The 22,871-nt window shown below is 60.6% G+C and carries 24 protein-coding genes and 1 tRNA gene; 12 read left to right on the top strand and 13 right to left on the bottom strand.

What is annotated here, in order from left to right; genetic code table 11:
• Positions 1-544: 544 nt before the first annotated feature.
• The 6 genes from B6S01_RS11890 to B6S01_RS11870 all read left to right on the top strand — a co-directional run bounded on the left by B6S01_RS11890 (position 545) and on the right by B6S01_RS11870 (position 9,275).
• Positions 545-1,711, top strand: coding sequence for a PepSY-associated TM helix domain-containing protein (locus B6S01_RS11890; protein WP_037462551.1), 1,167 nt, complete (start codon positions 545-547; stop codon positions 1,709-1,711).
• Positions 1,708-1,887 carry a hypothetical protein gene (locus B6S01_RS20865; protein ID WP_037462554.1) on the top strand — a complete coding sequence of 60 codons (180 nt, stop codon included), beginning with the start codon at positions 1,708-1,710 and terminating at the stop codon, positions 1,885-1,887. The genes B6S01_RS11890 and B6S01_RS20865 overlap by 4 nt, the downstream gene beginning before the upstream one ends.
• 33 nt (positions 1,888-1,920) lie before the next feature.
• A complete protein-coding gene (locus B6S01_RS11885; RefSeq protein ID WP_037462555.1) occupies positions 1,921-4,095 on the top strand; it encodes a TonB-dependent receptor in 2,175 nt (724 codons plus the stop codon).
• A 264-nt stretch (positions 4,096-4,359) separates the two neighbouring features.
• Positions 4,360-5,655 (top strand): O-acetylhomoserine aminocarboxypropyltransferase/cysteine synthase family protein, encoded by a 1,296-nt coding sequence (locus tag B6S01_RS11880; RefSeq protein WP_037462556.1) that lies wholly within the window; start codon positions 4,360-4,362, stop codon positions 5,653-5,655.
• A 936-nt stretch (positions 5,656-6,591) separates the two neighbouring features.
• Complete coding sequence (locus B6S01_RS11875) at positions 6,592-7,599, top strand: glycosyltransferase family 2 protein (RefSeq protein ID WP_037462558.1); 1,008 nt, start codon at positions 6,592-6,594, stop codon at positions 7,597-7,599.
• Between the two features lie 2 nt (positions 7,600-7,601).
• The gene (locus B6S01_RS11870; protein ID WP_037462560.1) at positions 7,602-9,275 is read left to right on the top strand and encodes an ArnT family glycosyltransferase; all 1,674 of its coding nucleotides are present in this window, start codon (positions 7,602-7,604) and stop codon (positions 9,273-9,275) included.
• Here B6S01_RS11870 and B6S01_RS21065 read toward each other — a convergent pair.
• Positions 9,262-10,134, bottom strand: coding sequence for a hypothetical protein (locus B6S01_RS21065; RefSeq protein ID WP_156103308.1), 873 nt, complete (start codon positions 10,132-10,134; stop codon positions 9,262-9,264). The genes B6S01_RS11870 and B6S01_RS21065 overlap by 14 nt on opposite strands.
• Positions 10,127-10,771, bottom strand: coding sequence for a class I SAM-dependent methyltransferase (locus B6S01_RS11860; protein WP_051907981.1), 645 nt, complete (start codon positions 10,769-10,771; stop codon positions 10,127-10,129). The genes B6S01_RS21065 and B6S01_RS11860 overlap by 8 nt, the downstream gene beginning before the upstream one ends.
• 200 nt (positions 10,772-10,971) lie before the next feature.
• Here B6S01_RS11860 and B6S01_RS11855 point away from each other — a divergent pair, with 200 nt between their 5' ends.
• Complete coding sequence (locus tag B6S01_RS11855) at positions 10,972-12,558, top strand: hypothetical protein (protein ID WP_234810763.1); 1,587 nt, start codon at positions 10,972-10,974, stop codon at positions 12,556-12,558.
• Here B6S01_RS11855 and B6S01_RS11850 read toward each other — a convergent pair.
• Positions 12,532-13,257 carry a class I SAM-dependent methyltransferase gene (locus tag B6S01_RS11850; protein ID WP_037462563.1) on the bottom strand — a complete coding sequence of 242 codons (726 nt, stop codon included), beginning with the start codon at positions 13,255-13,257 and terminating at the stop codon, positions 12,532-12,534. The genes B6S01_RS11855 and B6S01_RS11850 overlap by 27 nt on opposite strands.
• Positions 13,230-14,249 (bottom strand): glycosyltransferase family 2 protein, encoded by a 1,020-nt coding sequence (locus B6S01_RS11845; RefSeq protein WP_037462566.1) that lies wholly within the window; start codon positions 14,247-14,249, stop codon positions 13,230-13,232. The genes B6S01_RS11850 and B6S01_RS11845 overlap by 28 nt, the downstream gene beginning before the upstream one ends.
• A gap of 153 nt (positions 14,250-14,402) precedes the next feature.
• Between B6S01_RS11845 and B6S01_RS11840 the strand changes: the two genes are divergently transcribed.
• From B6S01_RS11840 to B6S01_RS11825, 3 genes are all read left to right on the top strand, one after another.
• Positions 14,403-15,917 (top strand): integral membrane-like protein, encoded by a 1,515-nt coding sequence (locus B6S01_RS11840; RefSeq protein WP_174525925.1) that lies wholly within the window; start codon positions 14,403-14,405, stop codon positions 15,915-15,917.
• A 466-nt stretch (positions 15,918-16,383) separates the two neighbouring features.
• Positions 16,384-16,536: a DUF2274 domain-containing protein gene (locus B6S01_RS11830; RefSeq protein WP_081570392.1), complete on the top strand. Its 153-nt coding sequence runs from the start codon at positions 16,384-16,386 to the stop codon at positions 16,534-16,536.
• A gap of 307 nt (positions 16,537-16,843) precedes the next feature.
• A tRNA-Gly gene (locus B6S01_RS11825) sits at positions 16,844-16,917 on the top strand.
• Here the strand turns inward: B6S01_RS11825 and B6S01_RS11820 are convergent.
• The 8 genes from B6S01_RS11820 to B6S01_RS11790 form a co-directional block, all read right to left on the bottom strand.
• A complete protein-coding gene (locus B6S01_RS11820) occupies positions 16,869-18,506 on the bottom strand; it encodes a recombinase family protein (RefSeq protein ID WP_081570458.1) in 1,638 nt (545 codons plus the stop codon). The genes B6S01_RS11825 and B6S01_RS11820 overlap by 49 nt on opposite strands.
• Before the next feature lie 117 nt (positions 18,507-18,623).
• Positions 18,624-18,998: a hypothetical protein gene (locus B6S01_RS11815; protein WP_037462571.1), complete on the bottom strand. Its 375-nt coding sequence runs from the start codon at positions 18,996-18,998 to the stop codon at positions 18,624-18,626.
• A 5-nt stretch (positions 18,999-19,003) separates the two neighbouring features.
• Complete coding sequence (locus B6S01_RS11810; RefSeq protein ID WP_037462574.1) at positions 19,004-19,300, bottom strand: hypothetical protein; 297 nt, start codon at positions 19,298-19,300, stop codon at positions 19,004-19,006.
• Entirely contained in the window at positions 19,297-19,692 is a 396-nt protein-coding gene (locus tag B6S01_RS11805; RefSeq protein ID WP_037462575.1) for a hypothetical protein, read from the bottom strand. Before B6S01_RS11805 ends, B6S01_RS11810 begins: the two co-directional genes overlap by 4 nt.
• Complete coding sequence (locus B6S01_RS21375) at positions 19,689-20,117, bottom strand: hypothetical protein (protein ID WP_174525924.1); 429 nt, start codon at positions 20,115-20,117, stop codon at positions 19,689-19,691. Before B6S01_RS21375 ends, B6S01_RS11805 begins: the two co-directional genes overlap by 4 nt.
• The gene (locus B6S01_RS11795) at positions 20,114-20,407 is read right to left on the bottom strand and encodes a hypothetical protein (protein ID WP_081570391.1); all 294 of its coding nucleotides are present in this window, start codon (positions 20,405-20,407) and stop codon (positions 20,114-20,116) included. The genes B6S01_RS21375 and B6S01_RS11795 overlap by 4 nt, the downstream gene beginning before the upstream one ends.
• Entirely contained in the window at positions 20,404-20,574 is a 171-nt protein-coding gene (locus tag B6S01_RS21370; RefSeq protein WP_169802860.1) for a hypothetical protein, read from the bottom strand. Before B6S01_RS21370 ends, B6S01_RS11795 begins: the two co-directional genes overlap by 4 nt.
• A complete protein-coding gene (locus tag B6S01_RS11790) occupies positions 20,571-21,020 on the bottom strand; it encodes a hypothetical protein (RefSeq protein ID WP_037462580.1) in 450 nt (149 codons plus the stop codon). The genes B6S01_RS21370 and B6S01_RS11790 overlap by 4 nt, the downstream gene beginning before the upstream one ends.
• 155 nt (positions 21,021-21,175) lie before the next feature.
• On the opposite strand from B6S01_RS11790, the gene B6S01_RS11785 reads away from it, so the two are divergent.
• Entirely contained in the window at positions 21,176-21,400 is a 225-nt protein-coding gene (locus B6S01_RS11785; RefSeq protein ID WP_037462581.1) for a hypothetical protein, read from the top strand.
• Here the strand turns inward: B6S01_RS11785 and B6S01_RS11780 are convergent.
• On the bottom strand, positions 21,397-22,290 hold the full coding sequence (locus tag B6S01_RS11780) for a helix-turn-helix domain-containing protein (protein ID WP_081570390.1): 894 nt from the start codon (positions 22,288-22,290) through the stop codon (positions 21,397-21,399). The genes B6S01_RS11785 and B6S01_RS11780 overlap by 4 nt on opposite strands.
• Before the next feature lie 101 nt (positions 22,291-22,391).
• Here B6S01_RS11780 and B6S01_RS11775 point away from each other — a divergent pair, with 101 nt between their 5' ends.
• Complete coding sequence (locus B6S01_RS11775; RefSeq protein WP_322788864.1) at positions 22,392-22,871, top strand: phage regulatory CII family protein; 480 nt, start codon at positions 22,392-22,394, stop codon at positions 22,869-22,871.

The raw sequence follows: 22,871 nt of genomic DNA, 5'->3' as shown, positions 1-22,871 counted from the left end.
ACCTCCTTCAGGAATGCGGATCGGTGTTTCAGGCGGCGATCAACCATGCTGGCTTTCCAGGGCCCGCGCATCCAGACCGCCTTGCAGATACAGTGGGGCGTCGATGGGATCGACATGAAGGAAAGATCGATCCGGCTCAATCACAGCAAAACGCCGTCATCAAATCGGTGCCGATGCATCCGCGGGTCTTCGAAATGCTAAGTCCGATCTGGGAACGGCGCGGAAAGCCGACACAGGGCCACGTCTTCCTCAACCGGTTCGGCGAACCCTATCAGGACACGCGTAAGGCGAACATTCCCGGCGGCAACCCGATCCGGACAGCAGATCACTGTCGATGGCGGCATGACGCGCCGGATGATCTACGCACATTAAGCTCGCGCGGGAATTCTATGCGGGCAACCGCCGCATAACCAAAGACCTCGATGCGCCACCTCACCGTTTGGACAACTGCTACCAGGTAGCACAGGCGCATGGATATGATTGATCGACCAAAGAAGGCGAGCTAAGGGCTAATGCGAGTTGTTCGCATTCTTCGGGAACCATCGTGACAAGCCATTCGATCCGCAGCTGGTTCCTGATCCACAAGTGGACGAGCCTCATTTGCACCCTGTTCCTGATGATGCTGTGCGTCACCGGGCTGCCGCTGATCTTCCATGATGAGATCGACGCGCTGACGGAAAGCGCTCCGCGGCTCGGCATGCCGGGAGTGGGATCTTCGACAGAAGCGCCGGGCCTGCTTCCGCTCGACACCATCCTTGCCAAGGCCCTTGTAGAGAAGCCGGGCGAGGTGCCTGTGTTCATGGCATTCGACAATGATCAACCGTCGATGACCGTCACGACCGCCCCTGCCCCCGATGCGCCGTCCGGCACGATGTCGATCCAGCTGTGGGATCGCTCAACCGGGAAACAGGTCGGCCATGTGGATGAAAGCGGCGTGATGCACTTCCTGTTGCAGCTCCATACGGACATGTTTTTGGGACTGCCCGGCATGCTGTTCTTGGGTGCAATGGGCGTGCTGTTCCTGGTCGCGATCATTTCCGGCGTGGTTCTGTATGCGCCATTCATGCGAAAGCTGCCCTTCGGCACGGTGCGGACTGCCCGCTCTCGCCGTTTGAGGTGGCTCGATTATCATAATCTCCTTGGCATCACCGCCTTGGCCTGGACCATCGTGGTGGGCACGACGGGCGTGATCAATACGCTGGCGACGCCAATCATGCAGCTGTGGCAGCGCACTGAGCTGGCCCAAATGACCCGTGAGTATGCCGGCAAAGGCGCGGTGCCGCCGTCGCGCTATGGCTCGATCGACAAGGCGATGGCGGAGGCGCGCAAGGCGCTGCCAGGCAACAATCCGCAATTCATTGCCTTTCCTGGCGGCAGCTACAGCTCCAAGCATCATTATGCCGTATTCTTCCAGGGCGACACGCCGCTGACGCAGCGGCTTTTGACGCCCGCGCTGATCGATGCCGAAACCGGCGCGTTCGTCGCCTCTCGCCCCATGCCTTGGTACAATAAGGCGCTTTCGCTGTCGCAGCCGCTGCATTTCGGCGATTATGGCGGGCTGCCGCTCAAGATACTTTGGGCGCTATTGACGCTTTTCACGATGATCGTGCTGGGCTCCGGCATTTATCTTTGGCTGGGCAAGCGACGGACATCCACCGACGCCCATGTGCGGGAAGTTGAAACCGGCGGCCTCGCGGTTCCAGCCGAATGAAGCACCGCCTGTCTCTGCGCCGCGTGTTCGCGCTGCCCTTGGCTATCGCCATCTTGAGTTCTGTCGGCCTGGTCAGCGCACTCACGGGCGACGGCTGGCGGGATGGTCTTTCCTGGATCGGCCTGGCCGTACCGGTGTTTGCAGTCGCCTGGGCGATCAAGATCCGGCGCAGCTGAATTTACATGTGATCAGAAAATGGGGGATATCAGATGAACAGGAATATTCGCGCCGCCTTGCAGGCTGCATCGGCCTTGGCAGCTATCGTTGCGACAGCGCCCGCTCAGGCGCAGGAGGCAACGACCGAGGAACGCGACAGCATCATCGTCACGGCACAGCAGTTCAATCAGACCACAGTGGTGCGTGGCGGCAGTGTCGGCATATTGGGCGACAAGCCGGCCTCCGACGTGCCGTTCAACGTGCGATCCTACAATGAAGCACTGATCCTGAACCAGCAGCCCGACTCCCTGGGCGAAGTGTTGGAGAATGATCCCACGATCCGCACAACCTTGGGCTTTGGTATAGCAGGCGAGGTGTTCGTTATTCGTGGTTTCGAGCTGGCCTCTGACGATGTGGGCTTCGAGGGCCTGTATGGCATTACCCCGCGCCAGCTCGTCGCGCCGGAGCTGTTTTCCTCGGTGCAGGTCATCAATGGCGCAAGCGCGTTCCTCAACGGCGCAGCCCCCGGTGGCTCCGGGATTGGCGGCAGCGTCAACCTGGTTGCGAAAAAGGCCGAGCGGATGCTCAGCCGGGCGACGGTAGGATATACGTCGGACGCGCATTTCTCTGGCGCCTTCGACATCGCTCGTCGTTTTGGCGCCAATGATGAATGGGGACTGCGCATCAACGGTTCGGCACGTCGCGGCGACATAGCGATCGATGATGAGTTCCACTCCAGCTATGTGCTGGGCGGCACGCTCGACTATGATAGCGGTCCGCTACGCATGGCGTTGAACGTCAATTATCAGCGCCTGCGGCAGTCGAACTGGCGACCGAAGGTGGGGATCAACACGTTCATCCCCCGCGTGCCGGAGGCCGACGCGAACTATTCCCAACCCTGGAGCCTGATCAAGACAAGGGACATTTTCGGTGCGTTCAGCATCGAATATGATCTCGCCGAAAACGCCCTCCTCTACGCGCGTGTCGGCGCACGTGACGGACGGGAAGATCAAGTGACGTCGAGCATCACCGTGCTTGATCCGGTCACGGGGGCTTCCACGGGCAGTGCTTCCTACGTGCCGCGCACGGATAATAACGAGTCCGCTACGGCTGGCCTGCGCGTCAAATTGGTCGGCGCTGGCATCAGCCACGAGGTTAATCTTGGCGGACAGATCAGCTGGCAGGTCAACCGCAACGCGTATGATTTCTCCACCCCATTTCCCACAAATCTCTATGATACTCCGACCGTCGCGCTGCCGCCGTCGAACTTCGCCGGCGGTGATCTGGACGATCCTTTCCCCATCGGCCGCACGCGCGTGGCAAGCGTCTTCGCATCCGATACGATCGGATTTTGGGACGATCGTGTGCTGATTACCGGCGGCTTGCGGCTTCAGCAGATCAAGACGAAATCTTTCTCCTACTCGGACGGCTCGCTGCAAAACGCCTACCAAAAGGACGCGGTAACCCCCGTGGTTGGCATGGTGGTTAAGCCTGCCCAGGGGCTATCATTTTACGCTAACCGGATTGAAGGCCTTGCCCCCGGATCAACCGCTTCGGCTTCAGTCGCCGACGCGCTGGGGAATGATATCCCAGTCTCTAACGCAGGCGAGGTGCTCCCGCCGACAAAATCAGTTCAATATGAAGTCGGCGGGAAGCTGAGTTTCGGCCGGTTCAATGCCGGAATCGCTGTCTTCCAGATTGATCGGCCCAGCGCCTTCTATCGGGTGGATGCCTCCAACCCGAGCTTTGCCGAATATGGCAATTTCGGCGAACAACGTAACCGCGGGTTGGAACTTACCGTTGATGGTGAACCCACAGAGGGTCTGCGTATCATCGCCGGCCTTTCCCTGATCGACGCCGAGTTGCGCCGCACTGCCGGTGGCGTGGACGAAGGCAATGATGCTCCTGGCGTGCCTGAGGTTCTGGCCAATGCCAATGTCGAATGGGACCTGCCCTTCCTGCGCCAGCTGACTGTGACGGGCCGGGTGGTCTACACCGGCGAGCAGGCCGCCAACCGCGCCAACACGCTGACGCTTGAGGATTGGACCCGCTTCGACCTCGGCCTGCGCTATGTCGCTCTGGTGGCGAATCGTCCGCTCACGCTGCGCTTCAACGTCGATAATGTCGCCAACAAGCGTTATTGGGCTTCAGCCTTCAGCTCGTTCGGAACCCAGCTGCTTCAGGGCACGCCTCGAACCTTCAAAGCTTCTGCTTCGATCGACTTTTAGGCTCGGTGGGAGCAGCACTCGCCAGGCGGCCGGTATGAAGAACCGACCGCCTGGCCTTGTGCTCTCTCTTGGCAGCGCCTGATCCTGCGCAGGAGCGTCTCATAAAGCATACTTCACGATTATCGGTGACGGCGGCATGATCAGGGGCTGGCCGCCAACCACTCCACGTCGGCGGATGCACTGAAATCTCGGGGAAGACGCGCATCTTGCATTTGCCCTATTCCACAGCCACCCTGAAGCTTACACATTTCTCCAGGAGCATATATGTCTGAGATCAGCCGGAACCCGGAAACCCTCGCGGTGCACGCGGGTTGGCGGGCCGATCCGACAACCGGTTCCGTTGCGGTGCCAATTCATCAGACCACCTCCTACCAGTTTCGCGATGCCGATCATGCGGCGTCCCTCTTCGCGCTGCAGGAGATGGGGAACATCTATACCAGGATCATGAACCCCACGACCGATGTGCTGGAAAAGCGCATTGCTGCGCTGGAGGGCGGTGCAGCAGCCTTGGCGGTAGCGTCGGGACAGGCTGCATCGGCCTATGCAATCCAGAATTTGGCGCGCGCGGGTGACAATATCGTCAGTTCGACGGCTCTCTACGGTGGCACCTACAATCTGTTCGCGAACACGCTCAAGGATCAGGGGATTGAGGTGCGCTTTGTCGATCCGTCCGATCCTGAAAATTTCCGCCGCGCAACCGATGAGCGCACCCGCGCCTATTATGCCGAGACCCTGCCAAATCCAAAACTGGAAGTGTTCCCGATCGCAGACGTAGCCGTCATTGGCCGCGAATCTGGCATCCCGCTCATCATGGACAACACCGCGGCGCCGCTGCTGTGTCGCCCGATCGAGCATGGCGCGGCGATCGTTGTTTACTCCGCGACAAAATATCTGGGCGGTCATGGCACGTCGATCGGCGGCCTGATCGTCGACGGCGGCAATTTCGATTGGGCGGCTTTTCCCGACCGGCAGCCACTGCTCAACACGCCCGACCCCTCCTATCATGGAGCGGTCTGGGCGGAGGCGGCAAAGCCACTTGGTCCAATCGCCTATATTTTGCGAGCCAGGGTCATTCTGTTGCGCGATCTTGGCGCGGCTCTCTCGCCCTTTAACGCGTTTCAGCTGATCCAAGGCATCGAGACCGTCGCGCTGCGAATGGAGCGCCACTGTACCAATGCGGTCAAGGTCGCCGCCCATCTGGCGCAGCATCCCGCTATTACGCGAGTGATCCATCCCTCCCAGCAGGAAGGGCGGGCCAGAGACTTGGCAGATCGCTATCTGAAGGGCGGTCAAGGCGGCCTTGTGGGATTTGAACTTAGCGGCGGTATCGAGGCCGGCCGGCGCTTCATTGACGCCTTGCAGCTATTCTATCATGTCGCGAATATTGGCGACGCCCGAAGCCTCGCAATCCATCCGGCGTCCACCACGCACTCTCAGCTGAGCGAGGTCGAGCAACGCGCATCCGGCGTTTCGCCGGGCTACGTCCGGCTGTCCGTCGGCATCGAGCATATCAGCGACATTCTGGCTGACATTGATCAGGCGTTGGCAGCCGCCCTATAGCCGCAACCCCCCGGTCTGCGACTGCAGAGGGAGGGGGGTGTGGACCCACCGGCGGGTCGATGTTCAGGCAAGCCGTCATGCACGTGGCGCTTGCCTCTGCCGCAATCCGCTCGGGAACCATGCGCCTCATCGGCTTCGACGATAGGCATTGGAAGAGCTGTGGCATAACATCCCTCTGTTCCGCCGGAGCGCCAGCGCCATCAAGCCGAGTTCTCGCCCTCCACGGAACACTCGACTGCCCGCCTGCCATAACGCCATGTCTGCTGGTCATCCGTTCGGAAGGCAGGCGCGACTGCTCGACGGTCCGGATGATCTCGAGCGCTTCGGAGGCGGGATAGCTACCTGCCCGAACGCTTCCCTTTTGTGCGCGCTGTGAAGCGACGGGCGTACAGCGTCGCGGGCATGATAACTTTTTGATCTTCTGTCGGGTCGAGGAGGAGAAAGCGGTCATCATCCATGTTCTGCATGGTACCCAGGATTATTGCCCAATTCAGGTCCTATTCTGATTGGCCGCCGCCATTGGCTCTCGCTTTATTCGCCCCATCGCAGGGCTCGCACGTTCAATCATTGCCACACCCACCTTCGAAGGGTTGCGAATTGGAATCTGGACCGCTCCAATTTCCAAGAAAGACGCGCGGTAATACCGTTCCGATGCGGAGCCATCGGTCTCCATCGCTTACAAAAGCAGAGCCAGCAGAGACAACCCAGGGCGCTATGCTGTCCGCGAACTCTTCCTTGCAGATAAAGCCATCGACCAGTCGTTCGATTCAACCTTCCCCCACGCTGGGCAGCGTTGTCGGCCTGCCTCGCCCCGGCATTTGCAACGTACTCAGCCGGGTTTTGAGGTTGAGCCCATAATGTTCATAGTTTACGCTTCCTTAAAACGGCTCGTGCGAAACGACGGATGGGGCGGGCTATTCTGCTCGGGGGGCGAGCGTGACAAAGCTGATCATTCAGATTCCATGTTTCAACGAGGCGGAAGATTTGCCTCAGACGCTTGCTGCGCTGCCTCGCCAGCTGCCAGGTATCGATACGATCGAAGTCTTGGTGATTGACGACGGCAGCGTCGACAATACCGCGCAGGTTGCAAGCAGATGCGGGGTCCATCATATTGTGCGCCATCGCACGAACCGAGGACTAGCTGATGCTTTCCGGTCCGGTATTGATGCCGCATTGCGCGCTGGCGCGGACATCATTGTCAACACAGATGCAGACGGCCAATATGCCGGTCAAGACATCGAAAATATCGTCATGCCGGTCCTGACCGGCGAGGCCGATATTGTAATCGGGGATCGCGGGGTCGCGAACAATGCTCATTTCGGTCTTATCAAGCGTCGCCTGCAACAACTGGGCAGCGCGATGGTCCAGCGTCTGTCAAACACGCACATCAACGACGCGGTGAGCGGCTTCCGCGCGATCAGCCGAGAAGCGGCGATGCGCATCAATATCACGACTGAGTTCAGCTACACCACGGACATGCTGATCCAAGCTGGCCGCAAGCGATTGGCGATCCGCAGCGTGCCCATCAACACAAACGCGACGCTGCGGCCATCCCGGCTGTTCAAGTCAATCCCGCGTTTCATCCTCAATACCGGCGTCACCATGGCGCGGGCATACACAACCTACAATCCGCTGCGGGTTTTTGTGGGAACAGGCGCGCTCATCATCCTGATAGGGATGATACCGATCGTAAGGTTCCTGTTCTTCTATCTGTCCGGCGATGGACAGGGTCATGTGCAATCGTTGGTGCTGGGCGGTGCATTGTTGGTGCTTGGTGCGCTCATTGCCGTCATGGGCATATTGGCCGATCTGATCGCCGCCAACCGTAAGCTGATCGAAGCCAATCTAGTTCACCTGCGCCGGATAGAAGATCAGTTGGTTTTGATACAGGATGCGCAGCCTGCGGAGGAGCAGACGCCTCTTACCGGCCGTCGGATCGCCTGATCGTGGATGTCGCCATCGAACAATCCCACCCGCTCGCGACGGGGCGCTCCACATCGGAAGGCAAGGCGCTCAGATGGGTGGTCGCGGCCCTGCTGGCGACTCTGGCCCTGCAACTACCTTTGGTGCTCAACCGGGCAATCAATTGGGATGAATTCTATCACTACAGTCAAGTCGTCAAACTGGCGAACGGTACGCTGACCGAGCCACTCCAAACCCTGTACACAAGGGCCTTTATCTGGGTCCCCGGATTACCAGGTCTGGGCGTCGATCACATTATCATCATCCGTTTGTTCATGCTGGCCTGCGAACTGACCACGCTGGCTTGCATCGCAGGGATGGCGACGCGTTTCACCGACCGGACGACGGGACTGCTGTGTGCCCTCGCCTACCTGAGCGCCAGTTTCATTTTTCGGCATGGCACCTCATTTCGCTTCGATCCACCCGCGACGGCGCTGCTGATGACGTCTGCGTGGATATTGCTCCGCTGGGGGCTGCGCCCGCCCGCCATGCTGGGCGCCGCTTTATTGGCCGGGACATCGACCGTACTTACCGTGAAGACGATGCTGTACGCACCGGTGTTCGTCGGCATCGCCTGGCTACTGTGGACAGAAGGCGGGCGGCGGCGCGAGGACCTTGTGCGGCTCCTTGTGCTGGCTTTCGGCGTGATGTCGTTCGCTGCGCTTATTTACGCTTTGCACGCCGGAACGTTGGGTGAAGAAAGCGGTGACGAGGCCCGAGATCTTGTTTCGCGCGCGGGCAGCAGCATGTTCACGCTGGGCAATCCGCTCTATCGCTGGTTCATTTTCGTTTTCGCCATCACCTCTCCCCTCCTTGCCATCGCGACACTCGCCGCACCTGTCGTAATTTGGCGCGAAAGTGGCAGCAATGGGCGCAAGATAGCGCTGACGGGCATGTGGCTACCGCTTACCACGCTGCTGTTTTATCAGAACACGGCGCCCTATTATTATGTTTTCATGATGGCTCCCGTGGCGGTGGCAGCAAGTCCAGCGTTCGCGCTCGCGCAGCGCCGATATGGAGCACACTTCATTGCTGGAGTAATGCTACTATGTGCTGGTGCAGTGCTCGTCGTCGAACCGGAGAATACGACAGAGCGTCAGCGCCAGATTCAGCGGGAGGCGCAGCGGCTTTTCCCCAAGGGCGTTTCCTATTTCGACGCCTGCGCGATGCTGAGCACCTTTCCGAAGGTGAACATCTTCATGACGCCTTGGGGCATTCAGCATTACCTAAGGGGCAATCTGCCAAGCATGGTTGAAGCCATGAAGCGTGAACCCGTGCCGCTGCTGGTCAAGAATGACTGGATGTTCGACGAGGCGCTCCGCACCAAGAATGAGGTCGGCGTTCTGCTGCCGCAGGACCTCGCCGCGATCCGAGACACCTATGTTCCGTTCTGGGGTCCATTTTGGATAGCGGGTAAGATTGTGACGACTGGCAACCGCCCCGTGAAATGGAATGTGAGGGTGCCGGGAGCCTATACGGTTCGCGACGGTGCAATGATCATTGATGGCCGTCGCTTCGCCAAGGATGAGGTCATGACCTTAAACCGGGGAACATATATTTTGTCTGCAGAGGAAGAAAGTGCGCGGCTGCTATGGGGTAACAGGCTTGCGAAGCCAATCTCCAACCCGCCTAAAGAACCCTACTTCATGCCGTTCTGAATGGCAGTTCCGTTGTTTTCGAACGCGTGACCGCCATGATGCCAAGTCCATAAGTCAGATCGCCTGCAAGGGAAGCGACCCGCAAGGCAAGAACTGCGGCAAGCAGGCTTGTCGCAGGCATCTCATTGCCAGCCAGTGCCAAAAAGGCAGCCTCCCGGACGCCCAATCCTCCCGGTGCAACCGGAATGACGAAACCAGCGAGCCAGGCCAGCATAAACAGTGCGGCGAATTGGCCGAGCTCCGTCCCACTCGGCAGGACAGCCCCTCCCACCAGCACGGCTGCCAACGCGAACAGCCCGAACGCCGCAATCTGGAGCGCAAGGGCCGTAAGCAAAGGGCGGAGCGTCACCATTCCTCCCGCAATCAGGATGGCCGCGCCTGCACCAGCGATAAAGGGCATGCGATTGGCAAGCAGGCACAGAGCCGCGACGGTGAGGCTTGCGACAACATGCAGTCCCACCTCCGTGACAGTTGAACGAACAAGCTGGCCATGAGCCAAGCCGACTTGGCGCCCTCCGACATGGCGGCTTACATATTGGAATATTGAGCCAGGCAGATATTTCGTTAGAACACCGCGGGCGTAGGCGCGGACTAGACCCAGCCTCGGGACCAGGGCGATGGGATCGCTAGTCGCAATCCAAGCTCTAGCCAGCGCATGGTCGGCTGCAGCAAAAGATGCACAAGCACCTGCTAAACCAATGGCGAATGGCCAGGAGACATGGTCCTGCAGGCTCGACCATTCCAGGTGCCAGAACCGATGACCGATGAACCCAACACTGGCAACCAGCACTGCGCCGCCTGCCCAGCGGCTTGCTTTGCCCAAGATGGACGCGCCAGGTACGTCACCTGCTTCAGACATGGAGGATGCTGGTAAAATCAGGATATGGCACGCAGTAGGATCGACCGAAATGTCGTTCTTCCGTCAAGCCGCAGTTCCGGATGGCTGCGCGGTAGCGACGGCGGCCAGAATCATCGAAGAGGACGAAACCGTCCTTCCGTAAATGCGGCAATGCGCGTGCCAAGCATTCGACACGGCGGCGGCCATCAATGACGATCAGGTCGAATTCACCGTCGGCTTCGTCAATCGCCCCAATATAGGCGTCACCTGCCAGTTCCCTGCCCCAAAGCTGCGCGTTGCCAAGCCTTTCTATGATGGGAGAGATCAGTTTTTGCCATTCGGCATGATGTTCAACGGAAGTCACACTGGCAGCACGACGCGCCAGCCATGCAGTGCTTGCTCCCGCGCCATATTCAAATACTCGTGCCTTGGCACGCCCAGCGAGGAATGCTTCTACTTCCCGGGTGGCCCGAACATTCCACCAAGGTAGATCGAGTGCGACCATGCGTTTCACATCATGAATGGCGAGCAGTGATGCGGCCCAACGATGCCAGCGATACGGATCCCTGTCGCGGGCCTCATGAATAAGCTTTTCCAACGGTCCAAGTCTGGCGCAAACGTGCATGAAATTGGAATAGGAACGCTTGACCAGTTGCATATCTTTTCTCTCTAACCGTTCGGCAAGGACATGTTAACCAAAAGCTCCTGCTTAAAGGTTAAGGCGTCGGTTGCAGGTTACAGCATGTCTGCCGCTTCCACTGTTCTGGAAATAGGTGTCATCAAATACCGCTTCCTGAGAAGGCCAGACCGCTATGCGCATTATCGATCCGCAACATAAAAGCCCTTAGGACCGGCCGCATGGGGGAAGCATCAGCCTTGGCTCATACCGCTGAGCCGTCCAGTGGCGTCGATACAGTCGCTTCGTCAGACCGGAAATGGCGGGCAGCGTCGGTCGCGCCGGGCTGGATCTGGGCGTTTCTGATCGGGTGGATGGGTGGCAGTCAGCTGCTGCTCTGGCGCTTTCTCGATATCGCGCCCCTGTGGGCTTATGCGCTGGGCGGCATGCTGCTGGCCGGGCTTTGTTTCTTCACCGTCAGAGTGATCAATGACGTCAGCGATACTCGCCGCCTGAGCCTGGGCACCTTGCTGACCTGCTTTCTCATTGCTTTCAGCCTGCTGCTGTTGAGCGGCGAAGGGCGGTTTTTCTACGCCAATGTGGACTGGCAGGTGCGCTTCGCCGTGTTGCGGGACATGGGGCAATATCCCTGGCCCTTCGTCTATACCGTACGCGCAGAACCCGATCTGCTGCGCGCGCCGATCGGCATGTTTCTGGTTCCGGCCTTGGCCTTCAAAGCGTTCGGCCCTCGCGCAGGAGACATTACCCTCCTCCTGCAGAATGCGACGCTTATCGCGGCGCTGCTCGCTTTGGGGAGCCAGCTATTTTCCAATCGCCGGTCGCGCATCATAGCGCTCGCGGTGTTTCTCTGCTTCTCCGGCATGGACGCGGTTGGCGACCTGCTCGTGCAGGGAATGCTTACTGACCATATGGAGGATTGGGCCTTCCTCCAATATTCCTCGACCGTCACCCTGCTCTTCTGGGTGCCCCAGCACGCCCTTGCCGCCTGGATTGGCGCGGTCGGCTATATGCTGTGGCGGGACGGCCGCATGCCGCTGGCGCCCTGGCTGGCGCTGCTGCCGATGACGGCGCTCTGGTCGCCGCTCGGACTAATGGCGGCGATGCCTTTTGTCGCTTTGGCGGGGGTAAGAACGCTGATCGCGCGCACGCTTCAATGGCAGGACGTTCTGATCCCCGCCGCCGCTCTGCTCCTGTGCTTTCCGACGCTCGTCTATCTCGGCGCCGCCGGTGACGATGTCGGCATCCGATTCATGCCAGTTCCTTTCGTCCAATGGCTGATATTTCAGTCGCTCGAAACGCTGCCTTTCCTTGTTCCGCTGCTGATCGCCGGCAAGTCGATCCGGTTCGGTCGGGACAGTGTGTGGCTGGCCTTTATCTGGCTGATGCAGATCCCATTTGTGCAGATCGGATGGTCAAACGACTTCATGATGCGGGGATCGATCACGGCGCTGGCACTGATTGCGGCGATGGTCAGCGATCAATTGGCTGAGCAGGGCGCAATGCGCCGTTGGCTGATCGCAGTGCTGGCGATCGGAAGCATGACCGGTCTTGCCGAGATCCGGCGTGCGTTCATCAACCCTCCAGCACCAGAGGTACGCTGCAGCTTCTTCAAGGCCTGGGACCAGGCTTTTGCCACCTTTCCCAAGGGCTCCTATCTGGCACCGGTGGATGAGGTTCCCGCGCTCGTTCGTCCTCATCGCCCGGCTTATGTATCGGTGAACGAACCGGCGCGCTGCTGGAGCGGCAGTTGGCCTCGCTCGTCCGACCCGCGGAAAGCGGCGTCAGGCGGACAGGATGGCGTAGAGTGACAGGCCAGCAGGAAATGAAACACGGCCGAGCAAATGCCGCTCTGCCGCGAAAACCCTCTGGAGCGCGGCGTTGACGAGCGGCGACGGTCGCGCGTCCAGCGGCGCGGCGCGGCGCAGCAACTGGTGGGCGATACGCTGAGCAACTGCGAGCGGGAATAGCAGGCTGTTGAAATAGCCGGAGACCTCGACTTTCAGCCCGGCGGCACGGATGACTTCCAGCAACCCGGCATGGGTGTAACGGCGCTTGTGATGGTGCAGCTCATCGTGGTCCGACCACAGCCAGGGCGCTGCAGGCACCGTCAGGAGCAGACGCCCGTTCGGTGCCAGCCTTGCGCCCAGGGCTTCCAGCGACGCCGTGTCCGCATCGATATGCTCCAGAACATCCAGCAAAGCGATCAGGTCATAGCGGGCTTCGCCAAATCCGATCGCATCGGGCAAGGCCCCTGCCTCCACCCGGCACAGGCCTCGCGCAGAGGCGTGGCTGCGCGCATCGGCGTCATATTCGATCGCATCGAGCGCGCCATATTGCGCCAGCAGGGCAAGGTTGCCGCCAGTGCCGCATCCCGCTTCCAATATGCGAGCATCCGAGGGGAGAGGAACATGGGCGCGAACGAGGCTGTCGATAATGGTGCGCCGGGCAACGAACCACCAATGATCCTGCTCCTGCGCGCTCATGCTCGCATAGGCTGATCGATCCATATTTCTTCCTCTGTGGGGATTTCAGCGGCGGGCGAAACAACAGGTTCGCTTTCCTCGGCCACCACATAAAGTGGCCGATGACGCACTTCCTGCGCGACGCGGCCGAGATATTCGCCGATGATGCCGAGGCTCATCAGGTTGAGACCGCCCAGCAGCAGCACGGCGACCATGATCGATGCATAGCCCGGGGTATCCACTCCGGTGAGCAGCGTGTGCAGAACCAGGAACGCGGCATAGGCGAACGCCATCAGCGCGATGCCGCCGCCGATATAGGACCAGATCCGCAGCGGCATGGTGGTCGACGCGGTGATGCCGTCGATCGCCAGCGCCCAAAGCTTACCGAGCCGCCATTTGCTCCTCCCCGCCTCGCGCGGCGCGCGCTCATAATCGACGGTTGCGACGCTAAAACCCACCCAGGAAAACAGGCCCTTGTTGAACCGTGCCTGTTCGCCAAGCTGCTTGATGACATCCACCGCCTGCCGGTCCAGCAACCGGAAATCGCCGACATTTTCGGGAATGGGATGATCGGACAAGCGGTTGATCAGGCGATAAAAGCCTTGCGCACTCCACCGTTTGAACCACCCGTCGCTCGACCGGTCGATACGCCGGGCGTTCACCACCCGTGCGCCCGCCAGCCATTCGCGCACCATCGCGACTATCAACTCGGGCGGATCCTGAAGATCAACGTCGATCGGAATGACCGCATCCCCCCTCGCCCGGTCAATGCCTGCGGCCAAGGCGGCTTCCTTGCCGAAATTTCGGGACAGGGCGACATAACGAACATCGGCGTTCAGCCGCGCCAGGATCGCCAATATGTCGCCCGTGCGGTCAGTGCTGCCGTCATTGACGAAGAGAAATTCGGCCCGTGCGTCCGCACCCATGAATCCAAGCGCTTCCGCTACCGCAGGCCGCGCCGCATCCATGAACAGCGAAATGCTTTCCTGCTCATTGAAGACAGGCACGACGATCGACAGCAGCGATGGTTTAGCCATTCCTCATTAATCCCCACATCCGGGCCGGCGCCCCTTGCGCATGAACTATCTCGGAAAATGGTTAACAAGCCATCACCCGATCGCAGAGGTGAATATAATGTTTACCATTTTCTGCGAGCAAATGAGGATGGTCGAGACGGGGAATGGCAAAATATGACGATCAGGAACGGCGTTTGGAACGTCGGCCTTCTCACACTGGTGGCGTTGCTCATCATGCTGCCCACGCTTCTGCTGGGTCCCGGTGACTCCCATTCGGTTAGCTACAACTATATCTGGACCAGCCAGTTCGGGACCGAAATGGCGGAAGGCAATTTCTACCCCCGCTGGTTGCCGGACAGCTTTGAAGGATTGGGCAGTCCCACCTTCTATTTCTATCCGCCGATCACCTTTTGGGTGGCAGGCGCTTTCGATGCAGTCGGCCTTTCCACATTCGCCGCGATCAACATGACCGGGCTTACCATGCTGTTGCTGTCCGGCTGGGCCATGCATCGTTGGCTGTCGGAACGCGGCACCTATCCACTTCTGGGAGCCATCCTCTATATGGCGGCTCCCTATCATCTCATGGACTTTTATGTGCGGGGCGCACTGGCGGAGTTTGCGGCGTTCATCTGGTATCCGCTCATCGCTCTGGCAATCACCCGCCTGCCTGAACGCCGGGGCATTCTCCTGCTGACGCTTTCCTATGGCGGCCTAGTATTGACGCATCTGCCGATGGCGATGCTGACCGGCTTCTTCCTGATTGCTCCCCTGGGGCTGCACAGGATGATGCAGGACCGCCGCGTCTTCTGGCCTCTCGCTGCAAGCGGCGCACTCGCCATAAGCCTGGCCGCCTTCTATCTGCTTCCCGCACTTACGCTGCAGGAGCATGTTTCCTCGCAACTGCTCTGGGGACCTTGGTATCGACCTTCCTCATGGGGTCTGCTGGCACCGGGTTCGCTACTTCAGGTGCTTTCCATTCCGGCGCTCGTGATCGGACTCATTTCACTTTCTCTTGGCGCCCGTTCCATCTGGACCCTGATCACCCTTATCGCAGGCTTGGCCGCGCTCGGTCTCATCCCCTTCATCTGGGACATTCCGCCGTTCAGCCGCGCGCAATTCCCATGGCGGCTGCTGGGGCTAATCGAATTCGCTGCCATAACGGCGATGCTCTCCTGTCATCCCAAGCCGATCTTTTTGGGTATTGGAATCGGCCTGGTCCTGTTCGCCTACATGAAATGGATACCGCAGTCGGCAGAATATCTGACCAAGCCGGTGCCCTACTCCAGGATAGCGCGTGATTTGCCTGATGCCGTTGAGTATCTTCCTGCGGGGTTCGACATCCGGCTCATACAGGAAGTCGACCGCTGGCCCGATCTCAGCGCGTGGCGTAGCATCAAGGCAGGCGACGAACTGGCGGTGAACAGTTCTGGAGAGGCGATGATGCGCCGGGCCGCCTTTCCGATCTGGCGGGTCATGCGGGAAAAGGAGATCGTGCCGTATCAAGGCCCTGTCATCCGCTTCCATGCGCGTCCTGGCCATTATCGGATCGAGCGGGTGTATCTCTGGCAGGAGTGGGCCGGCGCCCTCATGAGCCTGGGCGCCCTGCTCTTGCTGTGGTCGGTGTGTCGAAGTCGGCGCTACCTGCGTTCGGGCCAATTGTCCTTGGGTTCTGAAATTCAACAAGCCTAGTTAGATAAGGTCGGCTTCCATAGCTGAGAACTTCTCAGAGGCTTCGCCGGCGGCCTTGGTGGGTGTCGATTCCGAATGTCGATTAGCGGCGAAAGCAATCCCCTCCAAGCCATCCGCGAATCAATGCTACGTCTTGCAAATTCGGTGGCGGCGCAGAAGAGACGCGCGAACCTGGACCAGCGAGCATGGCCTGGACCTTAATATCGTTAACCTCGGTGGAGGCTGGGGTGTGATTACGGCGATCCGAGCTGGCGTTTTTGACATCCAGGGTTTCGCACGCGCGCTGACGCCATACGTAGGAGGCGCTCCCCGCCTGCGTAACATCTTCGGCCGGGAATATATCGTGCCCGCGCACCGAACGGTCGGGAAACTAAACATGCCGGGCGCACCGCGCTCGGTGATGCTCACGCTACGATACGCCATCGACTAGCCGCGCCGCGGCCGCGTCGTCCTCAGGAGAACAGCCATGAACATTGCCACCGCTGTCAAACCCGCCCGTGGGTCCGCCACCATAGAGGAACCGGTGGTCGAACTCATCCCCGCGATGCTGACCGCCTTCCTGGACAGCGATCGCAACTTCATCAGAGCCCGACACGCGGGGTTGCGAGAGAAGGGATGAAGGACAGGGGATCGGTTTACGAACGCGTGACGCGGATGCTACGTCGAACTGATGGTCGAACCTAGGGCCGCTGCGCGATTAATGAAATCGGCGCTACAGCGCGTCGCGAGGAATCGCCGAAGCCATCGAATGTGTTTGTTGAAGCAACGGCTATCCCGTCCCTCCGATATCCTGCGGGCCGACAACCACGGTAGGCAGCTATGGACGGCCTGAACTGGTCGATCCATGCAGGATCGAGCCTTTCATGCAAACCGCGTTTTAGTGTTGACTGAAGCATCCCAATGATGGCAGGGCGCTGCGCCTGCGGGCGGGTATAGCTCAATGGTAGAGCACTAGCCTTCCAAGCTTGTGATGCGGGTTCGATCCCCGCTACCCGCTCCACTGTTAACATACATGGCCGCATCAAGCGGCTGACCGGCGGCAAGCGCCAGCATGTTAGCGATGCGGCCAGTGGCCTCGACTTCAACGCCCCGCCGCCCTTCTGCAGGAAAAACGGTCACGCTTCCGATCAGCGCGCGCAGCTTTGGGATTGCCTCCAGCTGCGCGTGGCTGTTGCCGTCGAGTGCCTTAGCCAGTTCCTCGATCTGCTCGCGATAGTCCTTCGCGATGCCGGGGTGCAGGGTGATAACGGGGAACGCCTCCAGGTCGGCCATCTGCTGCGCGATCGCGTCACGATCATTTCGAGCCTTGGCGAGCACTGCGCGGATTTCCACGAACTCATCGCCGCCGTCTGCGATGGCGTTGACCAGGCGCTCCACCTTCGCCGATGCCTCGCGATGGCGGCGTTCCAGCTTGGTGCGCTCCTGAGCCACGCCCTGCGATCGGCGGCGGCGGCTCTCATGGAACTCCTTCACATAGGCGGCGACGGCGTCAGGGTGCAGCATGTCGTCGCGCAGGCCGTCGAGCACCTTCTGCTCATAGATGTGCGTCTTGATGGTGCGGTTGTTCGAGCACCCTCCCCCGTCACGATGCTTGCCGCATGCCCATTGGTCGCGGCCGATGACGATCCATCCACCGCCGCAGATCCCGCAGCGGCCAACGCCCGACAGCAGCCTCTTGGGCCGCCGCGCCATGTGCGGCTTGTCCATGCTGAAGGCGTTGCGCAGCAGCTGGACGCGCTCCCATGTCGCATTGTCAATGATGCGGAGATCGGGCGCTTCGGCTTCGATCCACTCGCTCTCCGCATTGGGCCGGATGCGCTCTTTCCGAGTGCGCGGATCCGCGACCTTGCTGGTCCGCTCATGCACGATGCGGCCAATGTAGATCCGGTTCTGCAGCATGCCGTTCTTGCGCTGGCGATCGCCATTGATGGTCGAGGCGCGCCATGTGCCGCCAGTGGGTGCGGGAATGGCCTCGGCGTTCAACCCTGCCGCAATCTGACGGGCGCTGCGGCCGCTGGCATACTCCTCGAATATCCGGCGGACGACTTCAGCCTGCTCCGGGTCGATCGCGCGGAGGCCGCGAATGAGTTCTCCTCGCTCGTCGAGCCGGTTGGCCTTGCGGTAGCCATAGGCGAGCCCAGCTGGCGATCGACCAGATCGCACGGTGCCGCGCTGGCCGCGCTTCACGTTGAAGGCGATATCTTTGCGGGCCTGCGAATCCAGAAAGCCTTGGACCCAGCCCTTGATCTCGTCGATCTCGCCCTGGGAAAGGGTGAAAAGGCGGACGCCGAAATAGGAGAGGCGCTCGCGGATGGCGAAGCCGTCGCCCTGATGACGGGCGATACGGCTGGTCGATTCGGCGAGTATCTGGTCAACGCCGCCGCGCTCCACGCGGGCGAGCAGCGCGCTCAGGCCTGGGCGCTGATCCTCGCCAATGCCGGCAGCGCCGCTGATAGCTTCATCTGTGAAGGTATCGACGATTTGCCAGCCTTCTCGGGCGGCGCGCTCGCGACACAGCGCAATCTGGTCCGCGATCGAGCGGCTATTCTGAAGGTCGCTGGAAAACCGGGCGTAGATGATGGTCCGCATGGACGGGGCTTTCTGTGGGGCGGGAGCGGCGCTCAAAGTCGCGCGCTTCGTCTGCGCGCGCAAGAGCGCGGATAAAATCAAGCATTTCGGCCGATGGTCGGCGCAGGAAGGGCGCGTTCATGTGGCCTCCCGATTAATGTAGGGCGACCAGCCAACTGGCTTCAGCCAGCGGTAAAGTTGCCAGAGTGCTGTGATCTTTGCGGCGTTCGCCTCAATCGACGCGTCGAGGCTGGTCTCGGCCTTGCAGGCGGTGGCCCACGCGCTGCGCGCCATGATGATCCGTTCCGGCGTGGTCCAATACCAAGGCTGGCGCTTCAGGCAGACGGCATCGCCTGCCTCGCGCCCGGCCATCTGCTCGATGTTCGACCAGATGATATCGTCCTGCTGCGCCCGGTCGGAAAGCCCCTGCCCTGCTGCCTTGAACGCGGCCTTGCGGCGCGCGCGCTCATCTTGCGCGAACTGGTGCAGCTGGGCAGGCGTCGGTTCCGGCACGACGCCTAATCCGCGCCTGTGCAGCACGGCCCGAGGATCTTGTGCCGGTTGGCTGAGATCGTCCAGGAACGGTGCCAAGGCCCATCCTTGCAGTGGCTGCAAAGGTAATACTCGCGCGGATGCGCGATAACATGCTTGTATCCCTCGATATCGAGAGTTCCTTCGCCCGGCGCGTCGGGTGACGGCGGTGAGAAGATATTTGCCGGCTGAGCGATGCGAACCGCTTCCAGCGCCTCTGCCCTGAAGGACGCGATCGACCGCTCGGGCATGATGCCAAAGAGCCGCTGCAGAATCCCGCTCATGATAGCGCCTCCGGAGAGCCGTTATGCTCGGTCCCGTCCGGCAATCGTCCAGTTGCCTTCGTCGCATCGGCGATGATCGCGTCGAGCTCTTTCAGGCCGGCATAGCCATTGTGGCAGTTGACGGGAAAATCCTTGTCCCACTTGATCAGGCGGAGCGCGATCGCGAGCAGTTCGGGCGCGGCGTCGGCAAGGGCTTTCTTCTGGACGAATTCGGCCGCGTCTTCCGGCGTGTCGCAGCACTCGGGCATGATCGCCCAGGCTCGCTCGAAACGTGCGTCGGTCAAGTCGAAGACGGGGCGCTGTGCGTTCGCCATCATCGCATCTGCCCAACAGGCGGTGAAGCCGTGGTCAAAAAAGAACTGCGCCAGCGTGCGGTTGTCAGCTTCGCTCATATCCATGTCTCCACGATCACGCGGTCGTCGCTCGGGTCGCGCGCGAGTTTGACCCGGAAGGCGGGAAGCTGGGCCCGCACATCGTCGAGGGTGTTGCCGACCAGGCACTGGTGGGTGGCCGCCTGGACGCCGCTGCCGATCAGCCAGCGATGGGCGACGAACTTGCCCGGATGGTCCGAGGGATTGTCGATGATGACCCACATCGACAGCAGCTGCGCGTGGTCGGCCTCGGCCTCCAGATATTCGATCTGCCACGTCGGATGGTAGGGCATGGCGTGCTGCATGCCGTCGATCTGGATGAGCAGATGCGCGCCCTGGGCATCGACGATCGTGCCCAGTTGCGGGTGCCGTCCGCCAGTGTAGCGGACGCGGCCGCCCTGACGTGCCGGCACACCATAATGGCTGCAGATGTAATCCATGCTCATCGCGCTGGCCTCCTTGCGCGCAGCGGCGGGGCCACGGGCGCCACGCCGATTGCGAGGCGCGCCGTTCGGATGTGGACAACCCGTATCTCAGCATCGGGGCGGCCTTTGCGGATCTTCGCCACTACGCGGTCGGGGTGTTCATTGGTGAGCAGCAGGAGCGCATTGCTCCGAGGAAGTTCCCGCTCCCGGCAGTCCCAATCTGCGACGGCCGAACAACCGAAGTGTTTGGCGAAGGCTTCGCTATGGAAAGTCTTGCCGCTTGCCATGGGGCCATGAAGGACAACAATCACGCGCGCCTCCTGATCGTGATGATCGGCCGGTCCTGGGGGATCGGCTCAAAAAGAAGGGCCGCTGCCATCTTGTGGCGGTAGGCGGCGAACATGCTGACGATCGTCCAGCCAGCGAGCAGGAAGCTGCAGGCGAAGATGACCGCGGCAATCTGGCTGAAGGCGCTCACTGGACGGCTCCACGCGCATAGCGGGCCGACGTGCCGTAGCTTTCCTTGACATAGCCCACCTTCCGCCAGCCCAGGCGGCGCAGGAGCATCGCAATCTGGAAGTTGTCGCGCGGTGCCGGGATGCGACCTTCGCGGCTGGCCTCGGCCAGCTGGCGGCGCAGGTCCGACATGGTGACTTCATTGGCGTCGCGCAGCTGGCGGGCGATGAAGAGGCCGATCCGGGCCGCTGCCTCGCTCATGTCGGTGAGCGCGATCATCGCGTTTTCGTCGGCGATCTTGGGATCGACCAATTCGTTGATGTTAGCCCGGCGGGTGAGACTCGCAGCGTCGCCTTCGCGGGCGATGTGCGCCGTGCCGTCGGCCGCATGGCTCAGGACGCGCCAGCGCAGGCCGAGAAACAGCGCGATGCTGCCGGGATACGGAAATTGGTTTTCAGTTTGAAGCACATGAGCCTCCCGTGTTGGAGATTGGCTCAATTAGCTATCTTGGCTAAATCATGTCAACGGTGAATTTAGCCGGTCTAGCTAATCCGCCCCAAGCCCGTTGACTCTTTGGCAATCTTTGTTCGATTTATGTTCTCACCAGCAGAAAGGAGTCGTGGGTGGGTTATTCTGGTAAGGTGCAGCGGTCGATTGATGCGGCCGTGGGTAAGAGCAAGCCGATCGGCTATGTCTTCATGATCGATACACAGGTGAAGGGGCCGCTACGTCAAACCCGCGCGGAAGCCGTGCAGGATGCGGTGGAGGCGCGCGAAGCGCACGTCGATGTGCAATACGGGCGGGTGTTCCTCGAGCCTCTGACCTGGATCGCTCCGATCTGGCCCTAGAGGTCCGCGTTGTATCCGATAACCCGTCCGATGACAGTCAACGGCTCCTCACCTAAGAGCATTTCCTTGTGCTCCGGGTTTGTGGAGCACGGAGCGAGCCTGGGCGGGTTGTCGAGATACTGTTTGAACGTCATTTCTCCGCCCGGCCGCATCATTGCATAATAGCTGTTTGCGATCAGGGCCTTGTCGTCGGGATCGCAGAAGATGATGCCGCCGTGCGGAACAAGTTTGTCCATGCTGTCCCCGTCGGGCACGAGAGCGAAGGTGTTCGGCCCGCCCTTGGTGGTTGGGATAAGGTCCAGCGGATCTTCCATCGCCTCGCGCCAGTTGCCCGCAGCGATTTTTCCCAACAATGGCACCCTTCTCACAGGACGACGAGGGACAGTCGCGCCGACCAAATCGTCGGGTTCAACCCCTAGCGCTTCGGCGATTGCAGCGCGCCAGTCGCCGTCTAACTTCCGTTTGCCAGTTTCGATCTTCTGAATGGTGGCCAGATCGGTCGGCTTACCCGTGCGCGGGTTCGTCGTGAGCGCCCCCAGCTGCTCCAGTGTGAGCCCTCGGCGCTTCCGGATTTCGCGGATCATGTTCTGGTTTTCGGCCATGTCTTCCGAATAGCCGACCCGGCTAAATCCGTCTTGGCTGGATATAGCTAATTTGGCTTGACGCGAATTAGCCAATGTAGCTAAAGCGATGGCATGACGCTGCAAGATTACCTCTCTCGTGAAGGACTTACCTTTACCGCCTTCGCCGCTTTGATCGGGACGAAATACCCGCGCACGGTCGAGCGATATGCCAAGGGACAGCAAATTCCCGACCGCACGATGATGCTGCGCATTGTCGATAAGACGCGCAGCGAGGTGATGCCCAACGATTTCTACGGGGTCGGTCATGTCGCCCCCGATACGAGCAGCAGCGTTGCACCGTCACCGGGAAATTCTCCCGCAACTTCCCCTCTTGTAGAGGAGACAGCCTAGAAAATGCCACGGGGGATATTGCCACGGGGGAGAAGGCGCTTGCGCTGGCGACCAAACGCGCCATCGAAGCGGCTGGCGGGCTGGAACGCTGCTCCGCCGAAACTTCCATCAAAAAGAGCCAGTTGTCGCGGTGCAGTTCGGTCAATGAGCCCGACAGCATCACGATCCGGGACGCCATCACCATCGATCTTCTGGGAACGCGCGTGGAGGGGCAGCCCTTCATCCTGCGCGCCTACTGCCGCCAGCTGGGCGGCGTGTTCGTGCCGATGCCGGAGCCGCAGGACGATGCCAACGGCCTGACGCTGTCGGTGGTCGAACTGGCGGGCGAGCTCGGCGGTCTGTCGGATAGCATCCGGGAAGCGATCAGCGGCCAGGGCGAGGCTGGCGAGGCGGTTTCGCCGCGTGAGCGGGACGCCATTCGTGCCGACATTCAGACGATGCAGGAAACGCTGGCCGCGCTGGATCAGCGCATGCTGGCCATGGACGGGGGACGCTGA

The organism is Sphingobium herbicidovorans (assembly GCF_002080435.1).
In the GTDB taxonomy this organism is placed as follows: Bacteria; Pseudomonadota; Alphaproteobacteria; order Sphingomonadales; family Sphingomonadaceae; genus Sphingobium; species Sphingobium herbicidovorans.
The sequence above is the reverse complement of the archived record's forward strand: the minus strand, read 5'-3'. Positions and strand labels throughout refer to the sequence as shown.

Bases quoted from the DNA above. Each gene is read 5' to 3' on its own strand.
- B6S01_RS20865 (WP_037462554.1), top strand. From the start codon at position 1,708: ATGAAGCACCGCCTGTCTCTGCGCCGCGTGTTCGCGCTGCCCTTGGCT.
- B6S01_RS11885 (WP_037462555.1), top strand. From the start codon at position 1,921: ATGAACAGGAATATTCGCGCCGCCTTGCAGGCTGCATCGGCCTTGGCA.
- B6S01_RS11880 (WP_037462556.1), top strand. From the start codon at position 4,360: ATGTCTGAGATCAGCCGGAACCCGGAAACCCTCGCGGTGCACGCGGGT.
- B6S01_RS21065 (WP_156103308.1), bottom strand. From the start codon at position 10,134: ATGTCTGAAGCAGGTGACGTACCTGGCGCGTCCATCTTGGGCAAAGCA.
- B6S01_RS11860 (WP_051907981.1), bottom strand. From the start codon at position 10,771: ATGCAACTGGTCAAGCGTTCCTATTCCAATTTCATGCACGTTTGCGCC.
- B6S01_RS11855 (WP_234810763.1), top strand. From the start codon at position 10,972: ATGGGGGAAGCATCAGCCTTGGCTCATACCGCTGAGCCGTCCAGTGGC.
- B6S01_RS11850 (WP_037462563.1), bottom strand. From the start codon at position 13,257: ATGGATCGATCAGCCTATGCGAGCATGAGCGCGCAGGAGCAGGATCAT.
- B6S01_RS11845 (WP_037462566.1), bottom strand. From the start codon at position 14,249: ATGGCTAAACCATCGCTGCTGTCGATCGTCGTGCCTGTCTTCAATGAG.
- B6S01_RS11840 (WP_174525925.1), top strand. From the start codon at position 14,403: ATGACGATCAGGAACGGCGTTTGGAACGTCGGCCTTCTCACACTGGTG.
- B6S01_RS11830 (WP_081570392.1), top strand. From the start codon at position 16,384: ATGAACATTGCCACCGCTGTCAAACCCGCCCGTGGGTCCGCCACCATA.
- B6S01_RS11820 (WP_081570458.1), bottom strand. From the start codon at position 18,506: ATGCGGACCATCATCTACGCCCGGTTTTCCAGCGACCTTCAGAATAGC.
- B6S01_RS11810 (WP_037462574.1), bottom strand. From the start codon at position 19,300: ATGAGCGGGATTCTGCAGCGGCTCTTTGGCATCATGCCCGAGCGGTCG.
- B6S01_RS11805 (WP_037462575.1), bottom strand. From the start codon at position 19,692: ATGAGCGAAGCTGACAACCGCACGCTGGCGCAGTTCTTTTTTGACCAC.
- B6S01_RS21375 (WP_174525924.1), bottom strand. From the start codon at position 20,117: ATGAGCATGGATTACATCTGCAGCCATTATGGTGTGCCGGCACGTCAG.
- B6S01_RS11780 (WP_081570390.1), bottom strand. From the start codon at position 22,290: ATGACCGACCCCGTAGAAATCGTTGGGCATCACCTCGCTGCGCGTCTT.